Origin of the sequence: Belliella kenyensis (assembly GCF_022549675.1) — a bacterium.
Lineage (GTDB): Bacteria > Bacteroidota > Bacteroidia > Cytophagales > Cyclobacteriaceae > Belliella > Belliella kenyensis.
In genome coordinates this window covers 147,345-172,871 of sequence record NZ_JAKZGR010000005.1, presented here as the reverse complement: position 1 = coordinate 172,871, position 25,527 = coordinate 147,345, and the positions used below count along the sequence as shown (strand labels likewise).

The following is a 25,527-nucleotide window of genomic DNA, read 5'->3' as shown; positions in this document are numbered from 1 at the left end:
AATTATAAAAAAATTATAAAAAAATTATAAAAAATTATAAAAAAATAATTTAAAATCTAAAAAATGTACTTTTATTCAATTTGATAAAGATTCATAATTGATATTAAAAAAACCTGTCTAGCTAGGCTAGACAGGTTTATAATCTTTATCACATACCCATTTTATTGATAACCTGGATTTTGAGGTAAAGGGGCAGTATTGTTAGTCAAAATTTCTTCCAAAGGAATAGGCCAAATAAACAAATGACTTGCATATGGTAGCTCATAATCTGTCGGAATAGCTATGTCTGTGGTGTAGAAATTGATACTTGTAATAGATCTAGAGGTTGCCTTTAATGGAACTCCAGGTATAATTCCTGCACCTGCTAATCTATGAATATTAGGGAATCTTCTTCCTTCTGCAAGGAATTCAATTCTAGTTTCATTTATAATTGCAGTCAATAAGTCATTAGGAGTTGCAAAATCAGCTAGTGTAAAAGCAGGTACTGTAGCTGGCAATGCCCTATTTCTTACAGAGTTTAATAAGCTTAGAGCTGCTGCAAGATCAGGTGTAGCTTTTCTTACGTTAGCCTCAGCAGCTGAAAGTACTACTTCTGAAAACCTTATGATTATACTAGGATCTGAGAAATTGATGTTGTCAGTATACTTATAAGTATACAAGCCAAGTGGGCCCTGAGAAACTAAACCATCAGATGCACCAGCAATAGACCTTCTGCTGTCTTGTGGATGCCAGAAACTAGATCTCCAAATTAATGGACTGATTTTAACAAGTCCTCTTGCTCCGTTTTCTGGATTTCCATACATATTTGGAAGTGCTCCATTTACACCTGCATTTGATAATGCAGAATTCTCAAATGAGAAAATGTTATCTGAGCTATTACCATCTCTGAATGGAGTGATTGGATTAGCTGTTACAGCGTGTGCAGTGCGTATTTTATTATATTCTGTTAATACGCCATCAAAGTCTTCCATATGAAGTTTTACACGTGCTTTGAGTGCGATAGCTGCAGATTTTCTTGCTCTGTAAGCATTTCCTGCTTCTGGAAGTAATTGTTCAGCAAGGTTTAAGTCTGCCAACAACTGATCGTACACTGACTGAACTGTTCCTCTACCTACTTGTTCCCCTGGTTCAACTTTAGATACATCATTTATTGCAAATGTTCTGTATGGTATACCCATTGCTGAAGGATCATCAGAATAAGGTCTCGCAAAATATACTACCAATTCATGATGTGCCAAAGCTCTTAAAAACAAGGCTTCACCCATATATCGATCTCTCAAAGCTTGTGTTAATATACCATTTTGCAAAGCTGGATCAAGGTTTTCGATGAGGATATTTGCTCTGTTAATCATTCTGTAGAGTGAAATCCACTGCCCATTATTATTGGCTGTGTTTGGATTATACTGATGTGTATAAGTTATCTCATAGAATAGCTGATCGTTATACATATCTTCTCCCCTCATATCCCCCTGTTGTGTAGAAGCTGCACCGAAAGGATACCCTCTTTGAACAGATCCTAAATAAAAACCCCTCTGAGCTGCTTCGTAAACACCCAATACAGCGGCATTAATTCTACTGGCATCTGCAAAGGCTTCATTGTCTGGGATGATTGTAGCTGGCTGTAAATCTGACACCTCGCAAGAAGTGGCTCCGAATAAAGCTATTGCTGCTACGGCCGACTTTATTTTTATTGAAATATTTTTTCTCATTTTCTTAACTAATTAAGTTATTCAAATTAAAATCCTACATTTAGACCTACTGACCAAGTTCTAATAATAGGCGCTACATTCTGATCTATACCAAAGGATAATTGATTAGAAGAGCTATTAGACTCTGGGTCTAAGCCAGTATAGCTTGTGAAAATCAATGGATTTTGAACCTGAGCAAAGAATCTAGCTGTTCTGATGTTGCCATTGAATGTGTTTTCAAGGAAAGTTCTTGGAACTTTATATCCAATAACAATATTTTGGATTCTTACAAAATCTCCACGCTCTACAAATCTAGAATTGGCTGCTGATGTCTGCCAAGTATTTGAGTCACGACCTGAGTATAGCCTAGGTACTTCAGTAACTTGACCACTTTCAGTCCATCTTTCTAAGATTTCTCTTCCGTTGTTAGAGAATCCAAGCCCCAAAAGTCCCCTTCTTGTTTCATTCATAATATAATTTCCGCCTGAGTATCTGATGAAGATTTCAGCATCCCAGTTACCATATGTAAAGTTGTTAGACCATCCACCTTGATACTTAGGAAGTGTGTTACCAAGAAATGCTTGAGTAGGAGGAGTTCCTGCTTGAGATACATCTGATGGATTTTCTGGATCATATAATCTCCAGCTACTTGCGCCTTGAAGTTGTACAATATTATCTCCACTGAAGTACATTGCATTACCATTTGCAGGGTTAACTCCAGCCCATGTGAAACCATACAGTTGACCTATTGGGCCACCTTCTACAGTCCTGTTCCATGTTCCAGTTAATGGGCTAACCAAGTTTGTTACTTCATTTTTTACATAAGTAAAGTTGAAATCAGTATTCCAAACAAAATCACCTTTCTGGATCACATTGGTCATCAATCTTAATTCCACACCTTGGTTAAACATCACACCGACGTTTTGACTTATAGTGTTGCCTGGTACTCCAAGAGAAGGAGCAGTTGGAGCATCTAACACCATTCCATCTATATTGTTGTAGAAATAGTCAGCAGAAATAGTTACATTACCTATAGTCATATCTAGACCTAAGTTAGTCTTCTTAGAAGTCTCCCATTGTAATGCCATGTTTGCTACGTTGGAGTAGCCTATACCCGCTCCTGCTGCTGCCAATACTGGACCAAATCCCCCTGCATATGGGAATGAGCCACCAGGCAATCCTATATTACCAACCTCTGCATAAGATGCTCTTAGTTTTAGATCAGAAATGATGCTGCTATTGAAGAATTCTTCATCTGAAACTCTCCACCCAATAGATCCACCTGGGAATGAACCCCATCTATTCTCTGGAGATAATTGAGAGATTCCATCGTTTCTTACTGTAAAGGAAAGTAAATACTTACCCTTGTAGTTATAATTAATTCTTCCAAAATAAGAATCAAATCCTTGTTCTGAAAATCCACCACTAGAGAACTGATTGTTGTATGAACCAGTGATCAAGTTGTTGAATCGGAAAAACTCATCAGAGAAGTCTGTACCAGATGCTGTAAAGTTGTAGAAGTTAGTATATTGATATTCTACACCAGCAGTGATGTTGATATTATGATCATCACCAATTACAGTTTGGTAGTTTAAAGTATTTTGCCAGTTCCATCTGAAAACTGGGTTATACCTCATTGTTACTGAGCCATTGGCACTTCTACCGTCTCCATGTCTAGGATCCAGCGAAGTGAAATCATCTGACATGGTCAAATCGACACCTATTTGAGTTCTTGCAGTAAGTCCTTGAACAATATCAAGCTCAGCATATGCATTACCTAATATTCTGTGATTTCTATTTCTGTATACATTCTTATCCAAAACGTAAGCAATGTTTGGGATATTATTGTCTGGACCTGCTAGGTTTGCTCCAAATCCAGTTGTCGCTCCATTTGCAGTGATATTGTATCCTCCAAATGCTGTGTTTTCTGGGTCAAAGATTGGTACGTTTGGCAGGGCTCTAGTAGCATTATAAATTGCACCAGAAAGCGAACTACCACCATTGTTTAGACCAACGATTTCAGTGTAAGTATAGGATAAGCTCTTACCCAATCTTAAGCTTTTTGAAATAGCATGGTCTAAGTTTGACCTAAAAGCATATCTTTTCAAGTCATTACTTTTGATTGCAGACTCTTGTTCTGTAAAACCTGCTGAAAAGAAATACTTAGTATTATCAGAACCACCTGCCACAGATAGGTTGTGCTGGTGTGTCACCCCTCTTCTCAATACAGCATCTTGCCAATCCGTATTTACTCCAGGGTTTGCAAGTAATGATTGGTTTAAGTTAGCTCTTTTTTCATTTGCAATCTCAACAAACTCGTCACCAGTCAACAAGTCAAATCTATTGACTGGCTCATTGAAACCTGTAGAGGCGGCATAGTTTACCTGTGCTTTACCTGAGCGTCCTCTTTTAGTTGTAATCAAAATTACACCATTTGCAGCTCTTGATCCATAGATTGCGGATGCAGAACCATCTTTCAATACTTCGAATGATTCTATATCAGCTGGATTGATATTGGAGAGTGGGTTAGCAGAAACTGAGCTTGATCTATCAGAATCTACTACTGGAACTCCATCAATTACAATTAGAGGGCTTGCTGATCCAGATATAGAGTTCACTCCTCTAATTCTGATAATTGGTCTTGCTCCAATGATACCTGAAGGTACTGTGACCTGTACACCAGGAGCTCTACCTGCCAATTGTGTATCAAAAGAAGGGGCAACCAAATTTTCTATCGCATCATTTTTTATTGATGTTACAGATCCAGTTACATCTCTTCTTTCCTGTGTACCGTATCCAACTACGACAACCTCACTTAGGGTTTTTACATCTGGTTCGATGACTACATCTATTCGAGAATTGTTTCCGATAGCCATCTCTTTAGTCATGAAACCCACAAAGCTAAACACTAACGTATTTGCTCCTTCAGGTACAGAGATCGAATAGCTACCATCAATATCTGAAATAGCGCCGACTGTCGTGCCTTTTACACGAACATTCACTCCTGGTATTCCATCAGGATCTTCTGCTGATGATACCTTTCCAGTTACAGTTCGACTTTGAGCTGACACGGAGAGTACTGTCAAAACAGCCAAACATAAGCTGAGTAAAACTTTTTTCATAAAGTAATTTTTTAGGTTTTTTAACATATTACCATCACAATATTGTATTATTTTTTTAATAAAATCAAGCAAAAATTAGTGAGTACTATACCTAAAGAAATAATAATATGCATTCAATTTAACGCATAGCAAAATTTTATTTTTTTTTTTAAAAAATAATATATTTCTAATTAATAAATTTTGGAATTACGTTTTATAAAATTAAAGTATCTTGACTTTTTAAGTTCTCAAAAAAAGACCAACTATTTTCAATTTTTTTTAAAAGTACTATTTTCCCGGTCTGATTTTGTTGACAAAAGGTTAACTTACAAACATAATTCCAATATTCTTCAAAAGCTCTTGTTTTCAAATCTTTGAATGCGATAGTCATATGAGGATGGTAATTTGAATCGCTTAGTTCTTTTACTAGTTTCAATTCTTGTTTGCAATGTTGAACAAGTCGGGACTGTAATTGCACCAATTCTTCACTTCTGGATACTTTGATAAATATTACTCTTTTACCAAATTTACCAAAACCATCTAAGTCTAAAGTAAAGTCATTTTCGTGGCTCAGAAATTTTTGAAGATTTTGAATTAGTAAATGCTCTTTTGCTTCATTCCAACTAAAAGGCATTTTGAGGGTAATGTGAGGTGGAGATTTCAGCGCATACTTCAAGCCGAAATTATCTTTCAAGGAATTTTTTATAGAATCTACCTTTGCTATGACCTCTGATGAAGGAATCCATGCAATAAAATATTTACCAATAATTTTAGCCATTTGACACAAATATATTGGAAAAGGGAGTGATAAAGGCGAAATTGGTAAAATAATCTAAGTGAAAGATCCACTTGTAAATATTTGCAAAAACTTTAGAAGACACTTATAATGACAAAATTTCAGAAAGTATTGGTTGGGCTGGATTTGTCCGATATGGATTTGATCCTTCTCCAAAAGATTTCAGCTCTCACAAATGCACTCGGTATCGAGAAAATTTATTTTGTACATGTGTCAAAGGATTTGTCTATTCCTGAATCCATAAAGAAAAGCTATCCTGATTTGTTAGCGCCAGTAGATGAAAGTATCAAGGCTGATATCGAATCTACTATTTCAAAATCCAAGCTAGATGGTGCGATTGAGTATGAAGTTTTGGTGATTGAAGGAAGCCCATTTGAAAGCTTTCTTAGGCAAGCGAAAATTAAAGATGTTGATCTGATTGTCATGGGGAGAAAGGATGAATTGCCTGGTAGTGGATCATTGGCCAAAAATATGGCTCAAAAGGCTCCATGCTCAGTTCTTTTTATCACAGAAGCGGGTGATCAACCAGCTTTGGAAAGGATTTTGGTTCCTATGGACTTCTCCTCACATTCTGTACTTTGTATAAAACTTGCAGAAAGATTTAATGAAGAAGTAGGTTCTGAAATCATAGGCGTACATCTATTTGAGATTCCGATAGGATATTATAAAACTGGCAAAAGCCATTCAGAATTTGCTGAAATCTTATCTTCCAATGTTCAGAAAGATTTTGAAACCTTTATTCGAAAACATGATATGAAATCCTTTGTATGTGATGCTATAGTCAAAGATAATGGCAATGATGGGAAGCATATTTTGAAAATAGCGAAGGAAAAAAATGCAAGCTTGATTCTATTAGGAAGCAGGGGAAGAACCAATTCAGCAGCTATACTCTTAGGCAGTACTGCTGAAAAACTGGTACAAGTCAATAATGAAATTCCAATGCTTATATTCAAGAAAAAAGGCGAGACGATGAGTTTCTTGGCAGCACTTTCAGAAATCTAATTTCTATCCAATTAAAAAACACCTTGTGGGAGTTTTTGAAATCTCCTACAAGGTGTTTCAATTATAACAATAACTTTTTCCAGGTGAGGAAAACAATTTTTGGAATGTGAAATATACTAATAAGCGTTTTCTCTATTGAATGCTAACTCCCCAATGGTTCTAAAGCAAATACTTAAATCCATCCAGATAGACCAGTTTTGAATATAAAAAGAATCTAGCCTTACTCTTGATCTGATTTGTCTTAGGTTCTCAATCTCTCCCCTATAGCCTCTTACTTGAGCTAAACCTGTAATACCTGGCTTTATCTTGTGTCTTGAATTATACTTTTCCACTTGAAGCTGAAAGTTACGATTCATCGGAATAGTGTGAGGTCTAGGACCTACTATAGACATATCTCCAAATAGGACATTCAAGAATTGAGGCATTTCATCCAAAGATGTCTTTCTCAAAAATGCTCCAATTTTTGTTACCCTAGGGTCATTTTTGGTAGCTTGCTTGGTATCTGCGTAGTCATTGGGTGTCATAGATCGAAATTTCAAACAACGAAAAACCTCATTGTTTACCCCATTTCTATCTTGTATGAAGAAGACGGGACCCTTCGATTCCATTTTGATAAGAATACCTACCAATGGTATCATCCAACTTAAGATAAAAACTGTCACGAATAGGGAGAATACAATGTCAAATGATCTTTTCAAAACCCGGTTCAACAAGCCGTCAAGGGGAATTTCGTTGACATTGATAACAAAAAACTCACCATACTTCGAAAATGATAAATTCTTCTCTAATTGTAGATTGCCATGTGGAATCACTTTCACTTTCAAGTAACGCTCATCGGCATAATTCATCACTTGTTTCATGACATGCGCATCCAAGCCTTCACTCAAATAAATAAGATCTAAATCAAGATTATCTATTTCTTCGAAAAATTTTGACACTTGACCTCTTGAATTGATTTGGTCTGTATCATCATTGTCATAAAAACCCAAGAAATTAATACCAAAATCTCTCCTCTGATTGAATACCCTCGCAAGTTTTGAACTGGAACGAGTCCTTCCTAGGATTACAGCATTTCTATAATTTTTTCCTAATGCTCTATAATGCTTGAGTGACAAGTGAACTCCAACCCTATAAACACTCAGAAATATAACCAAAGTAATGGCTACTCCTGCAAGGAAAAACACACCAAGCGGATGTTCTTGGCTTGGAATCCAAAATATGGACATCAAACCAACTAACCATACCAATGATTCTGGGATTTGTTTTAAGGTGTATCCAATCTCTGATGTTCTGCTGATTTTGTAATCCTTTCGACCTACTGAGATTACCATCCAGAAAAACACAAAGTAGCCATAAAGCTTTGCTGTAACTTCTGGATAACCTATAAAATACCGAAATAAGCTAATGACGAGAGTGAGCCCTATCAGCAATACAAATAAGTCACCAACAACGAAAAGCCATGGAAAATATTTGTGAAAACGTCTTTTCATAAAAATCGATTAATCAACCGTGATATTTACGTAAATTCAAGGTAGATAAGTTTTAAAACTTTTGATATTCTGTAAATTCTTCAATCAAATAAATTAATTGTGTGTAAAATTATAAAAAGATTTACAAAGCAAACGTAATTTACCAACAATTAATTTTAAATTAAAGTATAATTTTAGTTGCATATTCAGCATCTTATGATCCATAAAAAAATTAAACATTTACTAGACTCTTCAGACAATCCACAATCTATCGGAAGTATGTTCAGAAGTAGGCGATTTTTTGTATTTGAAAAACTCATTGAACAAAATTTCAATAGAGGATCATGTATAAAAATTCTAGACGTAGGAGGTGAGGAGCATTTTTGGAAAGACAAGGCTTTTCTCGATAAATTCCAAGTAGAGATTACCTTATTGAACTTGGAGGCAAAGGATGTTGATCATCCTAATCTGAAGGCTATTAAAGGAAATGCAACTGATTTATCTGAATTTGAAACGGATACATTTGACCTTGTTTTTTCTAATTCAGTAATTGAACATTTGTACACTTTTGAAAACCAAAGGAAAATGGCTAATGAATGTATGAGAGTAGGTAAAAAATTTTTCATCCAAACCCCTAACAAATATTTTCCTATTGAAGCACATTACGCTTTGCCTTTTGGACAGTTTTTACCCAGAAGACTTATGTTCTTTCTACTAACTAAAACAAAGATTAGTAGAATGCATCGATGGGACCAAGGTTTTGCAAAGCAATATTTGGAAGAAATTCGCTTATTATCTTTGGCAGACTATAAGTCTCTTTTTCCAAATGCAACAATCTATAAGGAGAAGTTTTTGGGGTTGTCTAAATCATTTGTCGCACATAACTTATAATAAATCGATTTAAACTTTTATTGTTTCTCACTCAACTCATAGATATAATAGCACTGATAGTCTTTTTCATATTCATGAAGATCTCCTTGGTCGCCATATTGTAAGTAGCGATTGTTTCCCACGTTGATCAATAGACTTCCTGGATTATCCCAGAGTATGGGTTTCCCTACCCTTTTGCCATCTTTGATATAGTAATAATACCTTTTCCTTGATTCCTCTTCAATTTGTCTCAAGGATTCATCCTCACCCTCGTATTTTAAATTTGGATTGATACCTGTTCTATATGCCACCAATAATTCATCCCCTTGTCCTACTATCCCGTCAAACATTCCCCCCATCTTGAAATTCTCTCCTCTGTGTTCTCGAACTGTCGCGTAAGAAGCATCACTCATAGGTATATCAATCATTTTATCACTTCCGATTCTTTCCATGAATATTTTGTTGACAGTTTTGAAGTCTTCCTTGGGGTCTATTTGATATAAAATAGAATCACCGAAGGCGATCATGGATATGTAACTAGACTGAGGATCTGAAAAATATACAGGCTTATCCATAAAAGGGAAAAATCTACCTGATCTGAACATACTACTTTCGTCAAAGGTGCCTCCTTTCGAAATATTTCCAGACTGAATGTCCATCAGATGGACAAGATTTAAGGTGTCATAGTAATCTTCGGGATATGGCTGTAGGTAGCCATCATTTATATTGACGAGGGCTTTTATAGTTCCGTCTGAAGATTGAAAAGTGCTTAGGTTATCTCTATTGTAATGAACCAACCTGAACCTGACACCCTGCTGAAAGGGATACTTTCTCAATTGCTTCAGATTGAGATCATATACATAGGAGTGCCCCTCACTTACCATGAGGATTTCATCTCCTACAAATCCCCCACGAATCAATACCAAACCAAATGCATCTGGGCCTTCAGAGAGCTCATTTTCAGCTAAAATTTTTCCTTCTTTGTCCAATATATAATAATGTCCTTCCATGCTCGGAAATTTCACTGCAAGGTATATTTCTTTACCTGGATGATAATCTACAATTTTGACAGGATCTAGGATATCGATAACGAGTGAGTCGACTTTTACAAATAAAAACTCCTTGTTTATATCGGAATTTTCATGCTTTGGATTGCAGGATAACCAGACGGACAACAAAAGAACTAAGTATATATAATTTCTCATAAGGATAAAGTTTCCCACAATATAAAATGTCTTTTAGTTGAAAGAAAATTTAAATTAAAAAAAATTGAAATCATTCAATGAAAAAGAATTTAAATACAAAAGGCTGGGAGCTTGGAGAGAAAATTCGGATTTTAGCATGTAGAACTTAAAAATCAATAAAATGAGACATTTTCTTACCGCTTTATTAGTTATGATTTTGACTGCACATATTGCAATTGCTCAAAGTCAACCAGTCCTAAACCTTGAACTTGCAAACAAAATCGCAGATGCTGCTCAGGAAAAAGCGACTTCAGAGAACTGGAATGTGGTCATTACTATTTTGGATCAAGGAGGCAATCTTATTTTACTTAAGAAAATGGATGGTACTCAAATCGGTAGTATTGAAGTGGCACAACTCAAAGCCAAAACTGCTTTTGAGTTCAAAAGACCAACAAAAGTCTTTGAAGACATGATAAAGGGTGGTGCTGTACATTTGAACACAATGCCTATCACAGCTGTAGAGGGAGGTCTGCCAATATTCAAAGATGAGCATATCATTGGTGCTATCGGAATATCAGGGGTAACTTCTGTACAAGATGGTATTATAGCTGAGGCTGCCTTGAAAGCAGTGAGTTTGAATTAAATATTAACCCGATGAAGTCAACTTGTTAATGATTTCTTCTCGTCAAATACAACTCAATAATCTTATTGACGATTCTCTTTGCAGCATTACCATCCCAAAGAGGAATGCCTTGATAAGATTTCCACTCCCCTTTCATCAATTTCTGTAAATATGGTCTTAGGTTATCTGGATTGGTCCCTACAAGCTCATTAGTGCCCAGAGTGATTGTTTCGGGTCTTTCGGTATTGTCCCTTAAAGTCATGCAAGGGACATTCATTACAGAGGCTTCTTCAGTGATACCTCCAGAATCTGTAATGACAGCAAAGGCATTTTCCACCAAATAATTGAATTCCAAATAGCCCAAAGGATCGACCAGATATAAGCTTGGGTAAGAAATCCCCGTTTCTTTCATACTGGAAGAAGTCCTAGGATGAACAGGGAATATTACCGGCAGCCCCTCAGTTCCATTGATGATTGCCTCAATCATTGCTTTCAATTTCTCTTGCTGATCTACATTCGCCGGCCTGTGCATAGTCAAGACAAAATATTTGCCTTTTTCTAACCTTTCAAATACCTCTCCAGATGGCTTGGTAAATCTAGGCCTATGTGTGATCAATGTATCAATCATGGTATTACCCACAAAGTGAATTCTTTCCTCAGAAACACCATAAGAAGATAAATTGTCACTGGCCAACTTGGACGTGGTAAAAAAATGATCTGTAATACTATCTGTCACGATACGATTGATCTCTTCAGGCATAGTCATGTCACCAGATCTAATGCCTCCCTCCACATGGGCTACATCAATAAGCAGCTTTTTGGCAGTGATTGTACAAGCCAAAGTAGAAGTCACATCACCCACTACGATTACCAGATCGGGTCTATGCGCAAGCAATTCTTTTTCAAATGCAAGCATCACAGCAGCTGTCTGTTCGGCTTGCGATCCTCCACCTGCACCTAGATTTATATCTGGAGAAGGAATATGGAGTTGTTCAAAAAAGTCACCGGACATTTTTTGATCATAATGCTGACCAGTATGTACTAAGCGATAGCTTAAGTTCGGATATGAATCCTTGCACGCCAAAAGTTGATGAATTATAGGAGCTATTTTCATAAAATTAGGTCTCGCTCCAGCTACCAAAGTGATTAAAGCCATATTTGATAATTATTTGATATGTATGTCCGTTTTTATACAAGAAGAAGTATTCCATTCAAATAATAGATTACTTCGGGATTAGTATCCACTAGTAACTTGTCCACCTAGGCGGATCCAGTATCAATCAATATCTGGATCTTGAAAGCCCAAATATGACTTGAATACTGGTTTCTTTGCGGAAATACATATTTTTTGAAAAGCTAAATTAGACATTATTTTATGCTGAGCCAATGTAAAATCGATTCATAACTCCAAAACAATAAGACATTTTGTGGTTTTATTTCGTTTATTTGTGTGTTGAAGAGAATAATATAGATATAGGCTAGCTTAAACCTGTTTAGATTGATGCGTCAAATTTTAAAAAAAATTTCTTTTTATCTACTCTGCTTTTTTCTCATAAGTACGATAAGCTCATGTGAAGATAGGTTGAGAAGTGAGCTCATGGTATATTCCAATAATTTTGGGCAGCTTGATTTGACGAACTTTGACAATTCTAGGCTTTTTATTTTTCAAAATGATACCATTATGGGCGCTTACCACAATGAGGAAGTCTGGGTCAAAATACCTGATCTACCACCTCATAATGCTGTGAAAGTGACCATAGAGGTATTAGCTCATGATTCTTGGGATGGAAATGTGGACGATGGAGTATCTGGGCCAGATTTTTGGTATTATAAATTAGATGATCAAGAAGTATATAGAACAACTTTTTCTAATACAGTCTGTGAATCGACCTACTGTTTGAGACAATCATATCCGGACCAATTCTTCAAGCAAAATTTCCCAAAGCAAGGAGCAGTTCAGACTAACTTGCCTGGATTATGTCTTCTCGCTAATCAGCCTAATGGTACTACAAGATATGCTATAACGAAGATTTATCCTCACAGTCAGCGTGAACTGAAGATCACCATGGGTGATGAATTGATGCAAACCAACGCACCCGTTCCACAATGTGACGAAAGTTGGTCTATTGCAAAAATTGAAGTTAGTGTGCTTGATATAAGATAACTCAAATGTCATTATGAAGAATATATTATCTATCAAAGTTTTCCTAATACTGCTTCTTTTTGCATTTGAAAACACTGCCCAAACCTTACCTTTCAATACGCTGGGATTAGAAGACTACTTGAGAAGAAAACAGCTTCTTGGTGAAATTGATAGTCATAGCTCGTTTAGTATCAGACCTCTTTATCCAGCCCAAGCTTTTGATACTTACACTGGATTAGACCTCGATGGTGATCTTCAAGATTTCGATACATCTTTGCTCAATTCGAAATTTGGAAAAAATAATAAAGGTACTTTATTGATGATGCCTTTTACCATGCTCAATCAGTACAATTCTGATTTGACTTTTGGAATTAATAATGGTGCAATGATTCCAAACAATGGATTGCAGACCCTAATGAGTGCAGGTGCGTTTATTAAATATGGGATTTTTAGCTTACAGATCCAACCTGAGGTTGTTATAGCCCAGAATAATGACTTTATAGGGTTTCCTATTGAGCATCAGTCTACTATTTTATATTATTATGAATACCTCAATAGGATTGATATGCCCGAAAGGTTTGGTACTGGAAGTTACTTCAGGCTACTACCTGGTCAATCAAGTATAAGAGTAAATCCTGGAGATTATTCATTTGGGATTTCTACAGAAAATATCTGGTGGGGCCCAGGAAGGAGATCATCCTTGCTGATGAGCAACAATGCCCCTGGATTCTTACATTTTACAGCAAATACAAGAAAACCTATTGATACTAAAGTTGGGTTCTTTGAAGGTCAGATTATTGCTGGTCATTTGAATAGTACGAATTACGAGCTACCTCATCAAGATTATGTTTTTCAGAATAACAATGTCTTTATTCCCAAAAGAGAAAATGGAGATAGGTATTTGTCTGGGTTGATTTTGACCTATCAGCCAGTATGGATTCCAGGATTATCTCTCGGCTATGCCTCTACCAGCCACATGTATAGGGAAGACATGGATGAATTCAAGGATTATCTTCCTGTATTCAATGGAGAAAAGCGAATGAGCAGTATCGAGAATCCGAAAAGAGATCAAAGACAGCAGTTTAGTTCTGGATTTTTCCGTTGGATGAGTCCCAGAGGCCATTTCGAATTTTATGGAGAGTATGGTACCAATGGAAATTCAAGGAGATTGAATGAATTCATAGTCACACCCGAAAGAAATAGAGCCTTTACATTAGGGTTCAGTAATCTTTTTAGTTTGAAAAATCAGGATCAATACATTCAGCTGAGTGCTGAAATGACCCAATCGGGCCAGGCTATAAGGGAAAGTATCCAAAATATGGATACCTGGTATATCCATGATCATGTGAGACATGGCTACACGCACCAAGGTCAAGTTCTTGGGATGGGTTATGGCCCAGCAGCCAATGTAAATTGGTTGGAAGTAGCATGGGTGAAAAGATATAATCGCGTCGGGTTTCAATTTGAAAGAATTGTATATAACAATGATTTCTACTACTTTAGAATGGAGGGTTCCCAAGATTGGAGAAATAAATACATGGATCTAGTCCCAGGCTTATTTACAGATTTGAAAGTGAAAAATTTACTACTTTCGGGAAGCATTCAATACATCAACACATTTAATTATAAGTGGTATTTGGAAAATGATCCAAATTTTTATTTTGTACCAGGAGATGACAGAAAGAATATCATGGCAAAGATTGGAGTTTCCTATATCCTCAAATAACTCAGAGTACCTCATTGAGTCCAAAATAAAAAGCGCGCTGATCCCCATAGGCAATATCTATTCTTAGATTGAGCCCTTCAGGACTGAGTTTATACCTTATTCCAAGGCCTGCTCCATATTTCATTCTTTTCCACTCAAGATGATTTATTTGTTCAGCCACTTGGCCAGCACTTCCGAACACGACCAGTCCTAGATTGCGGTGTACTGGAAGTCTATATTCTGCTTGCTGGACGACTGCATGCCTATCTCTATATCTGCCTTCAAAATATCCCCTCATTAAGTCACTTCCACCTATCAAGGAAACATGCTGGAAGGGTGGATTTCCTGAAGTAAAACTCCAAAAGCTTTGTACTACCAAAACATGTCTCTCGTAAATTTTTACATACTTTCTAAGATCAAGGATGTATTGATCAAAGGTGAAATTGCTTCCGAGTGCTCTCTGAAAGCTCATCCATGAAAGCCTATTATACCATCCACGTGTAGGTTGAAATATATTATTTCTTGTATCGTGATTCATCACAAAACCAAGACCTGAAATTCTTTGTCCGTTGGATCCGGCTATTTGGCCAGTGGCTAATTTCCCAGCTGGCTGAACATCGTATATATCATCCACTCTGAATTCATATTTCGGCCCAAAGTAAAGACCAGAGAGAAGTTGGCGCTCATAATTCAAATGAACATATGCATATTTTGTGGAATAGGACTCTGCTTCATCTAGATTCAAATCATTTCCTAAACCGTAAAATTTAAATGGATAATCAGCAAGCATAATTCTTGCGTGAATGAAATCCCTATTTTCATTTTTCCAAAGTTCAAGCTCCGTCGTAAATATGACTTGTTTGTTCAAAGTATACAAAAATGTAATGGGCAAGGAAGAAGGTCTTAATTTTCCCAATGGATCTTCATGAGTTTTGAAAATACGAATAGCTCTAGCGCCTAGGCCTAGGCTAGTTTCAGGAGAATATACTACTGCGGGGATAAATGACCATTTTTCACCAGAAATAAGATTTACTATTCCATCAGCAATATCAAAAAGTGGATCGACTATAGATCGAGGCTGGGCTGTAGAATCTTGTTCTGAAAACTCTTGAGCTTGAGTCGACAAGCTCAAAAAAATAAAAATTGCTACCAATATGTACTTCATCGGCAACAAAGGTAATGGATCAGAACTTCCTTTCAATAATAATTCTCAAAGATCATCCTGTCAGACTACTTGTTGAATGATAAATTCTGACAGGATTCCACTTATGAAAGATCACATTGGGTTAGCATCAAAATTCAATAATCAAACCTACTGTAGGAAGAATGGTTCCTGCATTGTTAGCCACTGATCTGATCAAATATCGGCTTGGATCATTTGGATCTATCCTAATGGTTCCATCTTCAAGTCGGCTTGGAATCAAATCATCAGGTTGTTGTGCTTTGAAATTGTAGGCGTTTTGTACATCAAAGTACCAATTGAGATTCCATTTATCAAAAAAGTATTTTTTATCTACTCTCAAATCAAGCTGATGAAAAGACTGGAGACGAAGTCCATTGATATTGTTGAAATCCAATATACCTCCACCACGTAGATCCCAATTGCTTCTTAAGGTAGAAGCATTCAAGTCGAAAGGGGTAAAGGGTGCACCTCCTAAGTATCTCCACCTTCCTCCTATTTCCCAATTTTTATCAAAACGTCTGCCAGCTGTCATGGTCACGATGAACCTATTGTCCCAAGAGGAAGGAACAAAACCCACTGTATTGGGATTGGTAAATTCGCTTCTAACTAAGGTCACTGCGGCAATGCCATAGAAATTATTGAACAAGCGCTGCTGTGCCAAGAATTCAATTCCATATGCTCTCCCTTCGGCATTTGAGTCGACTGGCTCGTTACCGATGACTCCGAAGTCAGCTCCCAAATTAGCCAAAGCAATGCCATTTCTTATAGAGGATGGGTAGTTATCATAGTGTTTATAAAATGCCTCTATTGTAAATCTTCTGTTCTTATCGGGAACGACACGTTCCATTCCCATAATCAATTGGCTAGATTTTATAAATTTTACATCATTTTCCTGATTGACTAGCACTCCAGCATTATCTCTAAATCCAAGCACTGTGTAGGGTGGTTTTTGATAATATATTCCAGCATTTGCGGTCCAAAACAAATTTGGTCTTAGCTGATAGGATACGGATAGTCTTGGGCTGATTTGATTCAGAGGGTTTTGTGCTGATTTTCCAAAATCACTTCCATCCATTCTTATCCCTCCTGACAGCAGAAGCCTCTCATCTTTGGACGTCTTTGTACCTGAGATGAAAGCTCCATAGCTATTGAAAAAGGCGGTATTGTTAATATTGATCTCTTGACCAGATTGTGACAAAGTACCTCTATCAAAATTATTGATGAAATACCTGGCGTACTCATAGTTTACACCATATTTTAGACTATATCTCTTTCCAAAGATGCTATTTTCAGCCCTAAATTTATTTTCACTTTCTTGTGATGTATAATCAAAAATCAAATTTTGGGGGGAACTTTCATCGTTGTTCACATATTTGTAGGCGCTGTTATTGAGCATATTCCTGCTCAAAATGAAAGTCCAAAACCCATTGTCTCGGAATCGCTTAAGCTTAGCTCCAGTTGCATAATTCCATTGTGAAGAGATAGGGAGATTATCTAATCGGAACAACCTTTCCTCTCTTTCCTCTTCCGTTTCATTATTAGGGACATCAAAGTTCAAAGCAAACTGGTCTATCGCACCCACTCCTATCAAAGTAAGCTCTGTCTTATCGTTGAATTTTGTAGTAGTTTTGAATTGAAAATCATTGAAAGTTGGCAGGAATGGGAGTCCTATCAATCTGAAAAGACCTTGCAAATATGATCTTCTAGCAGATATCAAGTAGGTAGTTTTTTCTCCAAGTGGCCCTTCGTTGGAAAGGGTCAATTCACTGGCTCCGACGGTCAGTTGTGTAAACATTTTGTCACGCCTTCCTTCCTTGAGTTCAAATTCAAAAAACGAACTGAGGGCATTCATTCTATTGGCAGGAAATCCACCAGTGACTACTTCTACGTTTTTTATCAAATTCACATTCAAGATACCAACAGGTCCCCCAGAAGATCCTTGCGTAGCGAAATGATTGATTACTGGCACTTCTATTTCATCAATGAAAAACTTATTCTCATTAGGAGCACCACCTCTGATAATGATGTCATTTCTAAAGCTCGCTGTACTGGCTACACCAGGAAGGGACTGTATTACCCTACTGATGTCTCTATTGCCTCCTGGATATCTTTCTATTTCATTGGCATTGAGTCGTCTTACAGAAAGGGGGGTCTCGTCTGATCTGGAAAATTCCGCACTGATCACGACTTCATTAAGGTCTGCGGCATCTTCTTCTAGCCTAAAATCCAATTGTACTGGACGTGCTTTTGTAACTTGAATTTCAAAACTTGTTTTTGATTTGAACCCGACAAAACTTGCTCTGACATTATAAAGCCCAGGTTCAAGATTTTCAATTCTGTAGGTGCCATCTTCGTTGGAAACTGTACCTATGTCTTTTCCTGTAATTACCACATTGGCAAATGGAATAGGATCATTGTTTACCGAATTGGTAACCTTACCCTGGATCACTCCTCCTTGAGCATAAAGTAGTGAATTGAAGACAAAAATTGAAAACAAAGTAAATATATACTTCATATGTTCTTGGATATAGCTACGAATTAAAGAAAGGATTGAAAACTTATTTGTGAAACATGATTAATTTTGAATGCTTTGACGTTCCTTGATCCTCCAAAGCCTCCACCATGGAGTCCCCGGTGAATCATGATGCTCAAAGTGATACCCAAAGAAATAGCAAGACAAAAATGCCCAGACGTGATTCTTTCTTTGGGATGAAGAATAGTGAATGTTGTTTGGCTTACCCATGTGAGGAATATATGTGCCAAAGTAGAACAATTGGAATGTGGCAAGTACAGCTGGCAACATCCAGAATAGAACCAAATTAGATACTGGAATCCAGATTTTCAAAATATTAAAAGTAATCGCCATCAATAGAATCTGCCAAATGCTTACGTATTGCTTGATAAAGCTGTAGTACCAGGGGAAAAATCTTCCAGATTCATGATAATCAGGGTCTTTTTCAGTAGCCACATGCTTATGGTGTTCGTGATGTTTTGGGAATAATTTCCAATAGAAATTATAGGAAAAAAGCATAGCGGAAAGCCATCCTATGGCATGGTTGGTATTCTTGTTTTTTGATATCAGACCATGCATGGCATCGTGGGCTGTGATAAAGAGTCCTGTATATAGGTGCATTTGTATCAATATGCCTAGATAGATTAGTGGATTGGCCCAATGGATATCTATCGAAAGCAGGAAAAATAAAGAAATACTCCAAAGCAAGATTATCAAAATTGCGATAATACTGCCCTTTGGATCAATCTCTTTTGAAAATACTTTTGGAATAGACACGGTCTTGAGTTAAAATGGAATTAAAATTGATCCAATTTTGCTTTAACTTGTTCCATAAGCCACATAGGTGTGGAAGTTGCTCCACAGATTCCTACTGTATCATTTGGAGAAAACCATGAGGCATTCACTTGTTCAGCATTGGAAACAAAATAGGTGTAGGGATTTTTCTCTTTACACACATTGTATAGAACCTTTCCATTAGACGACTTGGTTCCACTCACAAATACAATTTTGTCAAATTTTTCTGCAAAAGCCCTAAGTTCCTTATCTCTATTAGAGACTTGTCTACAAATGGTGTCATTTGTATTTACAGTAATTCCGTTGTCTTTCAATATTTCATTGATTTCGTAGAATTTATCTGTGCTTTTGGTCGTTTGACTGTATAAGGTGAGATTTTTGGGAAGCGTATTGATATCCAGCTCATTGATATCTTGGAACACCACGGCTTTGTTATTAGTCTGACCTAATAGCCCAACTACTTCTGCGTGGCCGTGTTTTCCATAAATAAATATAGACTCATTTTTGTCAAATGAATTTTTGATTCGATTTTGCAATTTCAAGACTACTGGACAGCTTGCATCTATCAAGGTAAGGTTATTCTTGATGGCCAGCTCATAGGTAGAAGGTGGTTCTCCATGAGCACGGATCAAAATTTTTTCATTGTTCAAGCTTTTTAGCTCATCGTGATTGATGATTTTGAGCCCTTTGTTTGATAGTCGGTTTACCTCTTCGTCATTGTGTACAATATCACCCAAGCAATACAGGTAGCCTTGCTCTTCGAGGATTTCTTCTGCCATTTCGATGGCATATACTACCCCGAAACAAAAGCCAGAGTGCTGGTCTATATGTACTTGAAGGTTCATCATGGGATTATAACTTTACAATGACAAGTTTGTTTTACTTAGCGGTAATAGGGGCTTAAAAAAACAGTGTTTTTACGCCCAACCCAGTTTGATTCCACAATATGTGCTCAAAAGAAGGGAGATTTTTCTGGTATTTGGTATTCTGATTCGAGTGCTTGTTATCGTCTCTGGTGGTAATGATTTTATTTTTTCAAAAAGTTTGAGGTAATATAAATAGGCTACTTTTACACCTGTTTTTGCACCAGTTGGTAGCTGATTTATCCCAATAAGAGCATCATCAAAGTCTCTTTGAATATCTTCTTCTATCATTTGCTTGGCTGATTTGTCAAACCCTAAAAAGTTGACTCCTGGAAAGTAAACCCTTCCTCTCTCCTCGTAATCACTTTTGATATCTCTAAGAAAGTTCACTTTTTGGAATGCTGACCCAAGTTTGCATGCAGGGTCTTCTAGCATCTGGTATTGCTCATCATCTCCTTCACAAAATACCCTAAGACACATCAGACCTACGACTTCAGCTGATCCGTAGATATACTCATGATACTTAGAATCATTGTAAGTTTTGAAGTCTAGATCCATCTCCATGCTTCTAAGGAATGCCTCTATTAGTTCCAGCTCTATTTGGTATTGGTTTACTATTATTTGAAAAGCATGTAAGACTGGATTGAGGCTGATTTTTTCTTTTATAGCTTTATAAGTGTCTTTTTTAAATTCTTCTAAAAGTGCTTTTTTATCATGATCATGAAAAGTATCTACGATCTCATCGGCGTATCTGACAAATCCATAAATGGCATATATAGGCAGGTGATATTTACTGTCTAGGGTTTTGATCCCTAGGGTAAAACTAGTACTGTACCTCTGGGTTATCAACCTGCTGCATTCCAATGTAGTCAAGTCAAAAAGATCTTTTGCGTTCATCATAGGTAATATACCACTTTATTTACAAATTGTTTTCTTTTATCACCTCTTTTGCTACTACTCGACCTGAGATGAGTGAAGGAGGCACTCCCGGACCTGGTACTGTCAGCTGTCCAGTATAGTAGAGGTTGTCAATTTTCTTGCTTTTCAATGACGGCTTCAAGATGGCTGTTTGATAAAGTGTGTTTGCTAAGCCATATGCATTACCCTTGAATGCATGATAATCTTGCTTGAAGTCCCTGTGAGCGTAGGAGCGCTTATATACCACATGACTTCTTATCTCTTCACCTGTAAGGCGTTCTAGCCTATCCATGATCATATGGTAGTACTTTTCTCTCATCTCTTCCGAATCATCCAAATCTGGAGCTAATGGAATGAGTAAAAACAAGTTTTCTTTTCCTTCTGGTGCCACGCTAGCATCAGTTTTTGATGGTACAGAAGCATAAAAGAGTGGCTTTTCTGGCCATCTTGGATTGGTATAGATTGCATCAGCATGAGGACCTAGTGGCTCATCGAAAAACAGGTTGTGGTGGTTCAAGTTGGGTAGCTTTTTATTTACTCCCAAATAGAAAAGTAAACTTCCTGGAGCCATCACCCTTGTGTTCCAGTACTCTGGATTATAAGACCTATACTTTGGTTCTATGATATGTTGGTCTACATGGTGGTAATCGGCACCGGCTATGACGATATCTGAGTTGAAATTTCTACCATCTTTGGTATTCACAGCTACTACATGTCCGTCCTCCATTTTCATACTGATCACTTCTGCGCCAAAGTGGAACTTGACACCTTTTTCTTCAGCCAAGCTCACCATGCCTTCAATGATTTTGTGCATACCTCCATCTGGATACCATGTTCCTAAAGCTATATCCGCATAATTCATCAATGAATATAATGCTGGGATGTTTTCAGCAGTTTCACCTAAAAATAGAACAGGGAATTCCATCAGCCTAATGATCTTGTCTTCCGTGAAATATTTCCTGACATGCTTTGACATAGATTGGAATACATCCATTTTCATGATGTCTTTCAACAAACTTAAGCTTGCAAATTCCAGCAATGATCTACTTGGTCTGTTTACGAGGTCTTTGATTCCTACTTCGTATTTGTATGCAGACTGCTTGAGAAATTCATCAAATTTTGGACCTACCCCTGGCTCAATTGTCTCTAAGAGTGCCCTAAATTCTCCTAAATCTGCCGGTATATCTATGAAGTCATTTTCACCATAGATTACGGTATATGATGGGTCTAATCTGATCAAATTGTAGTAATCGGAGGGCTTTTTGCCAAAATGAGCGAAGTAATCTTCAAATACATCTGGCATCCAATACCATGAAGGCCCCATATCAAAAACAAAACCCTCGGCTTCAAACTTTCTAGCTCTTCCGCCGGGGGTATTATTTTTCTCTAATAAATTCACATCATAACCTTGATCTGCAAGGTGTGTAGCCGCAGAGAGTCCTGCAAATCCAGACCCAATCACTACCACTTTCTTTTTTGACATCTTGTTTAGTTTTTGTGTCTATAGATGTGAAGATCGTCTTTTAATAGTTTCCTTGCAATATGAATTCGATTTTTTACTGTTCCAATTGGAATTTCAAGCTTATCTGCAATTTCATGATATTTGAATCCTCTAAAATGCATCATGAATGGCACTTTATAGACGTCCTCAAGCTTTGTAATAGCGAATTGGATATCGTCCATGGTAAAGTCTCCATAAGCTCCGTTTTCAACCAATACATCTCCAGAATTCAAGTAGTGAAGGTTATCCGTAGTATCCACAAAAGTTCCTCGTCTTACCATTCTTTGGTAGTTGGTAATAAAAGTGTTTTTCATAATCGTATACAACCAAGCTTTCAAATTGGTACCTTCTGCAAACTTGTCTTTGTTGGTAAAAGCCTTTACCATCGTGTCTTGCATCAAATCATTAGCATCATCCATATCTCTTGTTAATTTCAAAGCAAATGGCTTCAATGAGCTGGAGAGCTTGTTAAGCGAGTAACTGAATTCTAGAGTTGTCATGGGTGTTATTTTTTTGTTGAATCAAATATATGAATGATTAAACAAAACACAAAACACTTTGTGTAATTTTTTAAAAAAAATATTAAACAAAAACAAAGATAGAATTTTAACAACCTCAAAAAATTAATAAAAAGGCTATTTTAATTGTCTATACATACATTTTTTAATAAAAGTAAGAAGACAATCTGTTTAATTTTTTTTACAAAAAACTTTAAATTAATTGTTGGAATGTACTGGGCTTTCTATTTCTTCAATGTAAGCTTTGATGTCTCTGATATAATTCAGAACTCGAACATTGTCGGGGAAGCTAAAATCATGCCCAATTACTTGCATGCCAGATATTATAATCTGAGCATCTGAAAATTTATTGGATACATCATTGATGTAGTCTACAACTAGGTCAGAACTAGGAGCGGTAGTAATTACAGTTACCAAAAAATCTGGTCGATGTAAATCATATACTATTTGTAAATCTGATCTTGGAGTACTTTGGCCTAGGTAAAACACCCTGTGCCCTTTCAGCTTTATGATATATGCCGCAAAAAGTAGTGAAATCTCATGCAACTCTCCTTCTGGAAGGTATAGTAGGAATTTTTTTCCGCCACTTTTAGCTACCTGACCATCTATAGCCACAATGAGCTTTTGTCTAACCAAATTGCTGATAAAGTGCTCTTGTGCAGGATTGATTGATCCTGTCTGCCAAAGCACGCCTATCTTAGACATAAACGGGTATATGATATTGAGCATAGTCTGCTCAAAACCAATTTTCAAAATATTTGTAGATACTACTTTGTCAAATCTTGCTTCATCAAGTTCAATCATTGATATGGTCAAAGCATGTATCTGATCATCATGAGTGAGTGTTCTCTCGGTAAGTTTCACTACCTCCTCTCTAATTTCTTCATGACTCATGCTAGCAATCTTACTGATTTTGTAGCCATTGTCGTTCAGTAAAGCCACGTTTAAGATGAGCTTCAAGTCATTGTCATCATAATATCTAATATTCGTATCAGTGCGCTTGGGAGAAAGTAGACTGTAGCGCTGCTCCCAAATCCTAAGCGTGTGTGCCTTGATACCAGAAAGTTGTTCAAGGTCTTTGATAGAGTAGGTACTTAAAGTCATTTACTTAAAATATTTCTTGGGTACTATAAATAATCCAAAGGATACAGCATCCTTCTTTTTATTGGTGGCATGATGTGCTTGATGTGCCTTGAAAATACCTTTCAAAAAAGTATTCCCAGGTCTATCAAACCATTTGAGCCTTCTATGAATCAATACATCATGTAATATGAAATAGCTCATACCGTAGATGCTGATCCCGATACCTAGCCAAAACCTGTAATCAAGTGCCTGAAGGCCTAAGATTATCAAAATAATCGCTATACTTCCGAAAAGCAAAGAAAACAGATCATTCAACTCAAAAAATGACTTTGATGGTTGATGATGTGTTTTGTGAATACTCCATAATGGACCATGCATGATGTATTTGTGAATAAACCATCCGGAAAATTCCATCAATCCAAATCCTAATATGGTAAATAGAATAGCATTCATCATATCAATAACTTTTTTAATCAATATTTGTTTATCGATCCTATTTTTAAAGCAAAATATTTAGCAAAATAAAAAAAATAGCCAAATTGATCAATAAATACAGCGATAGGGGGTTTGATTTTGTAAACGGAAGCTTTCTGTAAATCAAATGAATAATAAATCCGACCCCAAACCATCCCAAATAGTTTCTTAGAGGAATTATTCCATCTTGCCAAGTCCAAAAATCCAATTTGATGGCCACTGGCTCTATCAAAAAGTCCAGAATTACCAACAGTATAGCCCCTACGATGGATGCTACAAAATCATTTTTGATCAAACTATAAATCACTCCTCCAGATAGATATACTAACAAAAGCCAATTTACGCCAATCATCAATGGGGTATCGAATAATTTTAAACCAAGCACATTGCTGTAGGCATAATTTCCAAATGGAAATCCAGTATGTACTCCCATCACTTCTGATCCGAATCCCAAGCCGTAAGCCAAAATTACAAACCAAAGAAAGTTGCTGTTCCAACTTGTATGAAAAACAAAGAGAAGTCCAGTACAGAGCAACAAATGAAATGGCGTCAATAATTGAAAATATGGTCTCAATGCCAAGGAATTCATACCAACTACACCCACGAGATGAAAAATCGTAATTACTAACTTAAATAAAAATATACGGTCCTTTTTTAATCTGAACCAAATTGAAGTTGATTGATTTGTATTCATGTATGTAAGATTCAAACAAGATCTTTGTCTTGTTTATCGCCAGATTAACTAGCCGAACCAATTATTGTTGATAAATTTGTGCAAATTTAAAATTAAAACCGGATGATACTATATAATATTACTGTCAATGTAGAAAGAGATGTAGAAGATGAATGGCTTCAATGGATGAAATCCACTCATATTCCTGAAGTTCTTTCAACAGGCATGTTCCACGAAAACAAATTTTTTAAAATAATGCATGACTCTGAGGATACGGGATCAAATTATTCAGTACAATATTTTGCCAAAGATATGCATCAGGTCATGAGTTATCAGCATGAATATTTTGACAAGCACAATGCGATAGTTCAACAGAAATTTCCGAAAAAGCTTGCTATATTTATTACATTGCTAGAAGAGGTCTAAT

Annotated in this window: 22 protein-coding genes; 6 read left to right on the top strand and 16 right to left on the bottom strand. The window is 36.6% G+C overall.

Features of this window, described 5'->3' with window-relative positions; all coding sequences use genetic code 11:
- Positions 1-161: 161 nt before the first annotated feature.
- The 3 genes from MM214_RS07030 to MM214_RS07020 form a co-directional block, all read right to left on the bottom strand.
- Complete coding sequence (locus MM214_RS07030) at positions 162-1,709, bottom strand: RagB/SusD family nutrient uptake outer membrane protein (protein WP_241293722.1); 1,548 nt, start codon at positions 1,707-1,709, stop codon at positions 162-164.
- A gap of 26 nt (positions 1,710-1,735) precedes the next feature.
- Positions 1,736-4,810, bottom strand: a complete 3,075-nt coding sequence (locus tag MM214_RS07025; protein WP_241293719.1) for a SusC/RagA family TonB-linked outer membrane protein — start codon at positions 4,808-4,810, stop codon at positions 1,736-1,738.
- A 193-nt stretch (positions 4,811-5,003) separates the two neighbouring features.
- Positions 5,004-5,567 (bottom strand): 2'-5' RNA ligase family protein, encoded by a 564-nt coding sequence (locus MM214_RS07020; protein ID WP_241293716.1) that lies wholly within the window; start codon positions 5,565-5,567, stop codon positions 5,004-5,006.
- 108 nt (positions 5,568-5,675) lie between these two features.
- Here MM214_RS07020 and MM214_RS07015 point away from each other — a divergent pair, with 108 nt between their 5' ends.
- Entirely contained in the window at positions 5,676-6,587 is a 912-nt protein-coding gene (locus tag MM214_RS07015) for a universal stress protein (RefSeq protein WP_241293713.1), read from the top strand.
- Positions 6,588-6,703: 116 nt separating this feature from the next.
- On the opposite strand, the gene MM214_RS07010 is transcribed toward MM214_RS07015, so the two are convergent.
- A complete protein-coding gene (locus MM214_RS07010) occupies positions 6,704-8,077 on the bottom strand; it encodes an exopolysaccharide biosynthesis polyprenyl glycosylphosphotransferase (protein WP_241293711.1) in 1,374 nt (457 codons plus the stop codon).
- 195 nt (positions 8,078-8,272) lie between these two features.
- On the opposite strand from MM214_RS07010, the gene MM214_RS07005 reads away from it, so the two are divergent.
- Positions 8,273-8,947, top strand: a complete 675-nt coding sequence (locus MM214_RS07005; protein WP_241293708.1) for a class I SAM-dependent methyltransferase — start codon at positions 8,273-8,275, stop codon at positions 8,945-8,947.
- A gap of 17 nt (positions 8,948-8,964) precedes the next feature.
- Here MM214_RS07005 and MM214_RS07000 read toward each other — a convergent pair whose 3' ends face one another.
- Positions 8,965-10,131 (bottom strand): hypothetical protein, encoded by a 1,167-nt coding sequence (locus tag MM214_RS07000; RefSeq protein ID WP_241293706.1) that lies wholly within the window; start codon positions 10,129-10,131, stop codon positions 8,965-8,967.
- A 160-nt stretch (positions 10,132-10,291) separates the two neighbouring features.
- Between MM214_RS07000 and MM214_RS06995 the strand changes: the two genes are divergently transcribed.
- Complete coding sequence (locus tag MM214_RS06995) at positions 10,292-10,753, top strand: GlcG/HbpS family heme-binding protein (RefSeq protein ID WP_241293704.1); 462 nt, start codon at positions 10,292-10,294, stop codon at positions 10,751-10,753.
- Positions 10,754-10,778: 25 nt separating this feature from the next.
- Here the strand turns inward: MM214_RS06995 and wecB are convergent, their stop codons facing one another.
- A complete protein-coding gene (wecB, locus tag MM214_RS06990) occupies positions 10,779-11,888 on the bottom strand; it encodes a non-hydrolyzing UDP-N-acetylglucosamine 2-epimerase (RefSeq protein ID WP_241293702.1) in 1,110 nt (369 codons plus the stop codon).
- Between the two features lie 345 nt (positions 11,889-12,233).
- On the opposite strand from wecB, the gene MM214_RS06985 reads away from it, so the two are divergent.
- Both MM214_RS06985 and MM214_RS06980 read left to right on the top strand, forming a co-directional pair.
- Positions 12,234-12,896 (top strand): hypothetical protein, encoded by a 663-nt coding sequence (locus MM214_RS06985; protein WP_241293699.1) that lies wholly within the window; start codon positions 12,234-12,236, stop codon positions 12,894-12,896.
- A gap of 13 nt (positions 12,897-12,909) precedes the next feature.
- Positions 12,910-14,601, top strand: coding sequence for a capsule assembly Wzi family protein (locus MM214_RS06980; RefSeq protein WP_241293696.1), 1,692 nt, complete (start codon positions 12,910-12,912; stop codon positions 14,599-14,601).
- 1 nt (position 14,602) lies between these two features.
- On the opposite strand, the gene MM214_RS06975 is transcribed toward MM214_RS06980, so the two are convergent.
- From MM214_RS06975 to MM214_RS06930, 10 genes are all read right to left on the bottom strand, one after another.
- Positions 14,603-15,745 carry a BamA/TamA family outer membrane protein gene (locus tag MM214_RS06975; protein ID WP_241293694.1) on the bottom strand — a complete coding sequence of 381 codons (1,143 nt, stop codon included), beginning with the start codon at positions 15,743-15,745 and terminating at the stop codon, positions 14,603-14,605.
- 127 nt (positions 15,746-15,872) lie between these two features.
- Positions 15,873-18,278, bottom strand: coding sequence for a TonB-dependent receptor (locus tag MM214_RS06970; RefSeq protein WP_241293692.1), 2,406 nt, complete (start codon positions 18,276-18,278; stop codon positions 15,873-15,875).
- A 60-nt stretch (positions 18,279-18,338) separates the two neighbouring features.
- Positions 18,339-19,052 carry a fatty acid desaturase gene (locus tag MM214_RS06965; RefSeq protein ID WP_241293689.1) on the bottom strand — a complete coding sequence of 238 codons (714 nt, stop codon included), beginning with the start codon at positions 19,050-19,052 and terminating at the stop codon, positions 18,339-18,341.
- 20 nt (positions 19,053-19,072) lie between these two features.
- Positions 19,073-19,918, bottom strand: coding sequence for a 4-hydroxy-3-methylbut-2-enyl diphosphate reductase (locus MM214_RS06960; RefSeq protein WP_241293686.1), 846 nt, complete (start codon positions 19,916-19,918; stop codon positions 19,073-19,075).
- Positions 19,919-19,987: 69 nt separating this feature from the next.
- Positions 19,988-20,830: a phytoene/squalene synthase family protein gene (locus tag MM214_RS06955; protein WP_241293971.1), complete on the bottom strand. Its 843-nt coding sequence runs from the start codon at positions 20,828-20,830 to the stop codon at positions 19,988-19,990.
- A 22-nt stretch (positions 20,831-20,852) separates the two neighbouring features.
- Complete coding sequence (locus MM214_RS06950) at positions 20,853-22,334, bottom strand: phytoene desaturase family protein (protein WP_241293683.1); 1,482 nt, start codon at positions 22,332-22,334, stop codon at positions 20,853-20,855.
- 5 nt (positions 22,335-22,339) lie between these two features.
- Positions 22,340-22,852: an RNA polymerase sigma factor gene (locus MM214_RS06945; protein WP_241293681.1), complete on the bottom strand. Its 513-nt coding sequence runs from the start codon at positions 22,850-22,852 to the stop codon at positions 22,340-22,342.
- A gap of 216 nt (positions 22,853-23,068) precedes the next feature.
- Positions 23,069-23,974 (bottom strand): MerR family transcriptional regulator, encoded by a 906-nt coding sequence (locus MM214_RS06940; RefSeq protein ID WP_241293679.1) that lies wholly within the window; start codon positions 23,972-23,974, stop codon positions 23,069-23,071.
- A complete protein-coding gene (locus tag MM214_RS06935) occupies positions 23,975-24,409 on the bottom strand; it encodes a sterol desaturase family protein (RefSeq protein WP_241293676.1) in 435 nt (144 codons plus the stop codon).
- 43 nt (positions 24,410-24,452) lie between these two features.
- Positions 24,453-25,121 carry a carotenoid biosynthesis protein gene (locus tag MM214_RS06930; RefSeq protein WP_241293673.1) on the bottom strand — a complete coding sequence of 223 codons (669 nt, stop codon included), beginning with the start codon at positions 25,119-25,121 and terminating at the stop codon, positions 24,453-24,455.
- 102 nt (positions 25,122-25,223) lie between these two features.
- Between MM214_RS06930 and MM214_RS06925 the strand changes: the two genes are divergently transcribed.
- A complete protein-coding gene (locus MM214_RS06925) occupies positions 25,224-25,526 on the top strand; it encodes a DUF4286 family protein (RefSeq protein ID WP_241293670.1) in 303 nt (100 codons plus the stop codon).
- The last annotated feature ends 1 nt before the right edge of the window (position 25,527 follow it).

Excerpts from the sequence above, each read along its gene's own strand:
- MM214_RS07030 (WP_241293722.1), bottom strand. The coding sequence starts at position 1,709 with ATGAGAAAAAATATTTCAATAAAAATAAAGTCGGCCGTAGCAGCAATA.
- MM214_RS07025 (WP_241293719.1), bottom strand. The coding sequence starts at position 4,810 with ATGAAAAAAGTTTTACTCAGCTTATGTTTGGCTGTTTTGACAGTACTC.
- MM214_RS07020 (WP_241293716.1), bottom strand. The coding sequence starts at position 5,567 with ATGGCTAAAATTATTGGTAAATATTTTATTGCATGGATTCCTTCATCA.
- MM214_RS07015 (WP_241293713.1), top strand. The coding sequence starts at position 5,676 with ATGACAAAATTTCAGAAAGTATTGGTTGGGCTGGATTTGTCCGATATG.
- MM214_RS07010 (WP_241293711.1), bottom strand. The coding sequence starts at position 8,077 with ATGAAAAGACGTTTTCACAAATATTTTCCATGGCTTTTCGTTGTTGGT.
- MM214_RS07005 (WP_241293708.1), top strand. The coding sequence starts at position 8,273 with ATGATCCATAAAAAAATTAAACATTTACTAGACTCTTCAGACAATCCA.
- MM214_RS07000 (WP_241293706.1), bottom strand. The coding sequence starts at position 10,131 with ATGAGAAATTATATATACTTAGTTCTTTTGTTGTCCGTCTGGTTATCC.
- MM214_RS06995 (WP_241293704.1), top strand. The coding sequence starts at position 10,292 with ATGAGACATTTTCTTACCGCTTTATTAGTTATGATTTTGACTGCACAT.
- wecB (WP_241293702.1), bottom strand. The coding sequence starts at position 11,888 with ATGGCTTTAATCACTTTGGTAGCTGGAGCGAGACCTAATTTTATGAAA.
- MM214_RS06985 (WP_241293699.1), top strand. The coding sequence starts at position 12,234 with ATGCGTCAAATTTTAAAAAAAATTTCTTTTTATCTACTCTGCTTTTTT.
- MM214_RS06980 (WP_241293696.1), top strand. The coding sequence starts at position 12,910 with ATGAAGAATATATTATCTATCAAAGTTTTCCTAATACTGCTTCTTTTT.
- MM214_RS06975 (WP_241293694.1), bottom strand. The coding sequence starts at position 15,745 with ATGAAGTACATATTGGTAGCAATTTTTATTTTTTTGAGCTTGTCGACT.
- MM214_RS06970 (WP_241293692.1), bottom strand. The coding sequence starts at position 18,278 with ATGAAGTATATATTTACTTTGTTTTCAATTTTTGTCTTCAATTCACTA.
- MM214_RS06960 (WP_241293686.1), bottom strand. The coding sequence starts at position 19,918 with ATGATGAACCTTCAAGTACATATAGACCAGCACTCTGGCTTTTGTTTC.
- MM214_RS06955 (WP_241293971.1), bottom strand. The coding sequence starts at position 20,830 with ATGAACGCAAAAGATCTTTTTGACTTGACTACATTGGAATGCAGCAGG.
- MM214_RS06950 (WP_241293683.1), bottom strand. The coding sequence starts at position 22,334 with ATGTCAAAAAAGAAAGTGGTAGTGATTGGGTCTGGATTTGCAGGACTC.
- MM214_RS06945 (WP_241293681.1), bottom strand. The coding sequence starts at position 22,852 with ATGACAACTCTAGAATTCAGTTACTCGCTTAACAAGCTCTCCAGCTCA.
- MM214_RS06940 (WP_241293679.1), bottom strand. The coding sequence starts at position 23,974 with ATGACTTTAAGTACCTACTCTATCAAAGACCTTGAACAACTTTCTGGT.
- MM214_RS06935 (WP_241293676.1), bottom strand. The coding sequence starts at position 24,409 with ATGATGAATGCTATTCTATTTACCATATTAGGATTTGGATTGATGGAA.
- MM214_RS06930 (WP_241293673.1), bottom strand. The coding sequence starts at position 25,121 with ATGAATACAAATCAATCAACTTCAATTTGGTTCAGATTAAAAAAGGAC.
- MM214_RS06925 (WP_241293670.1), top strand. The coding sequence starts at position 25,224 with ATGATACTATATAATATTACTGTCAATGTAGAAAGAGATGTAGAAGAT.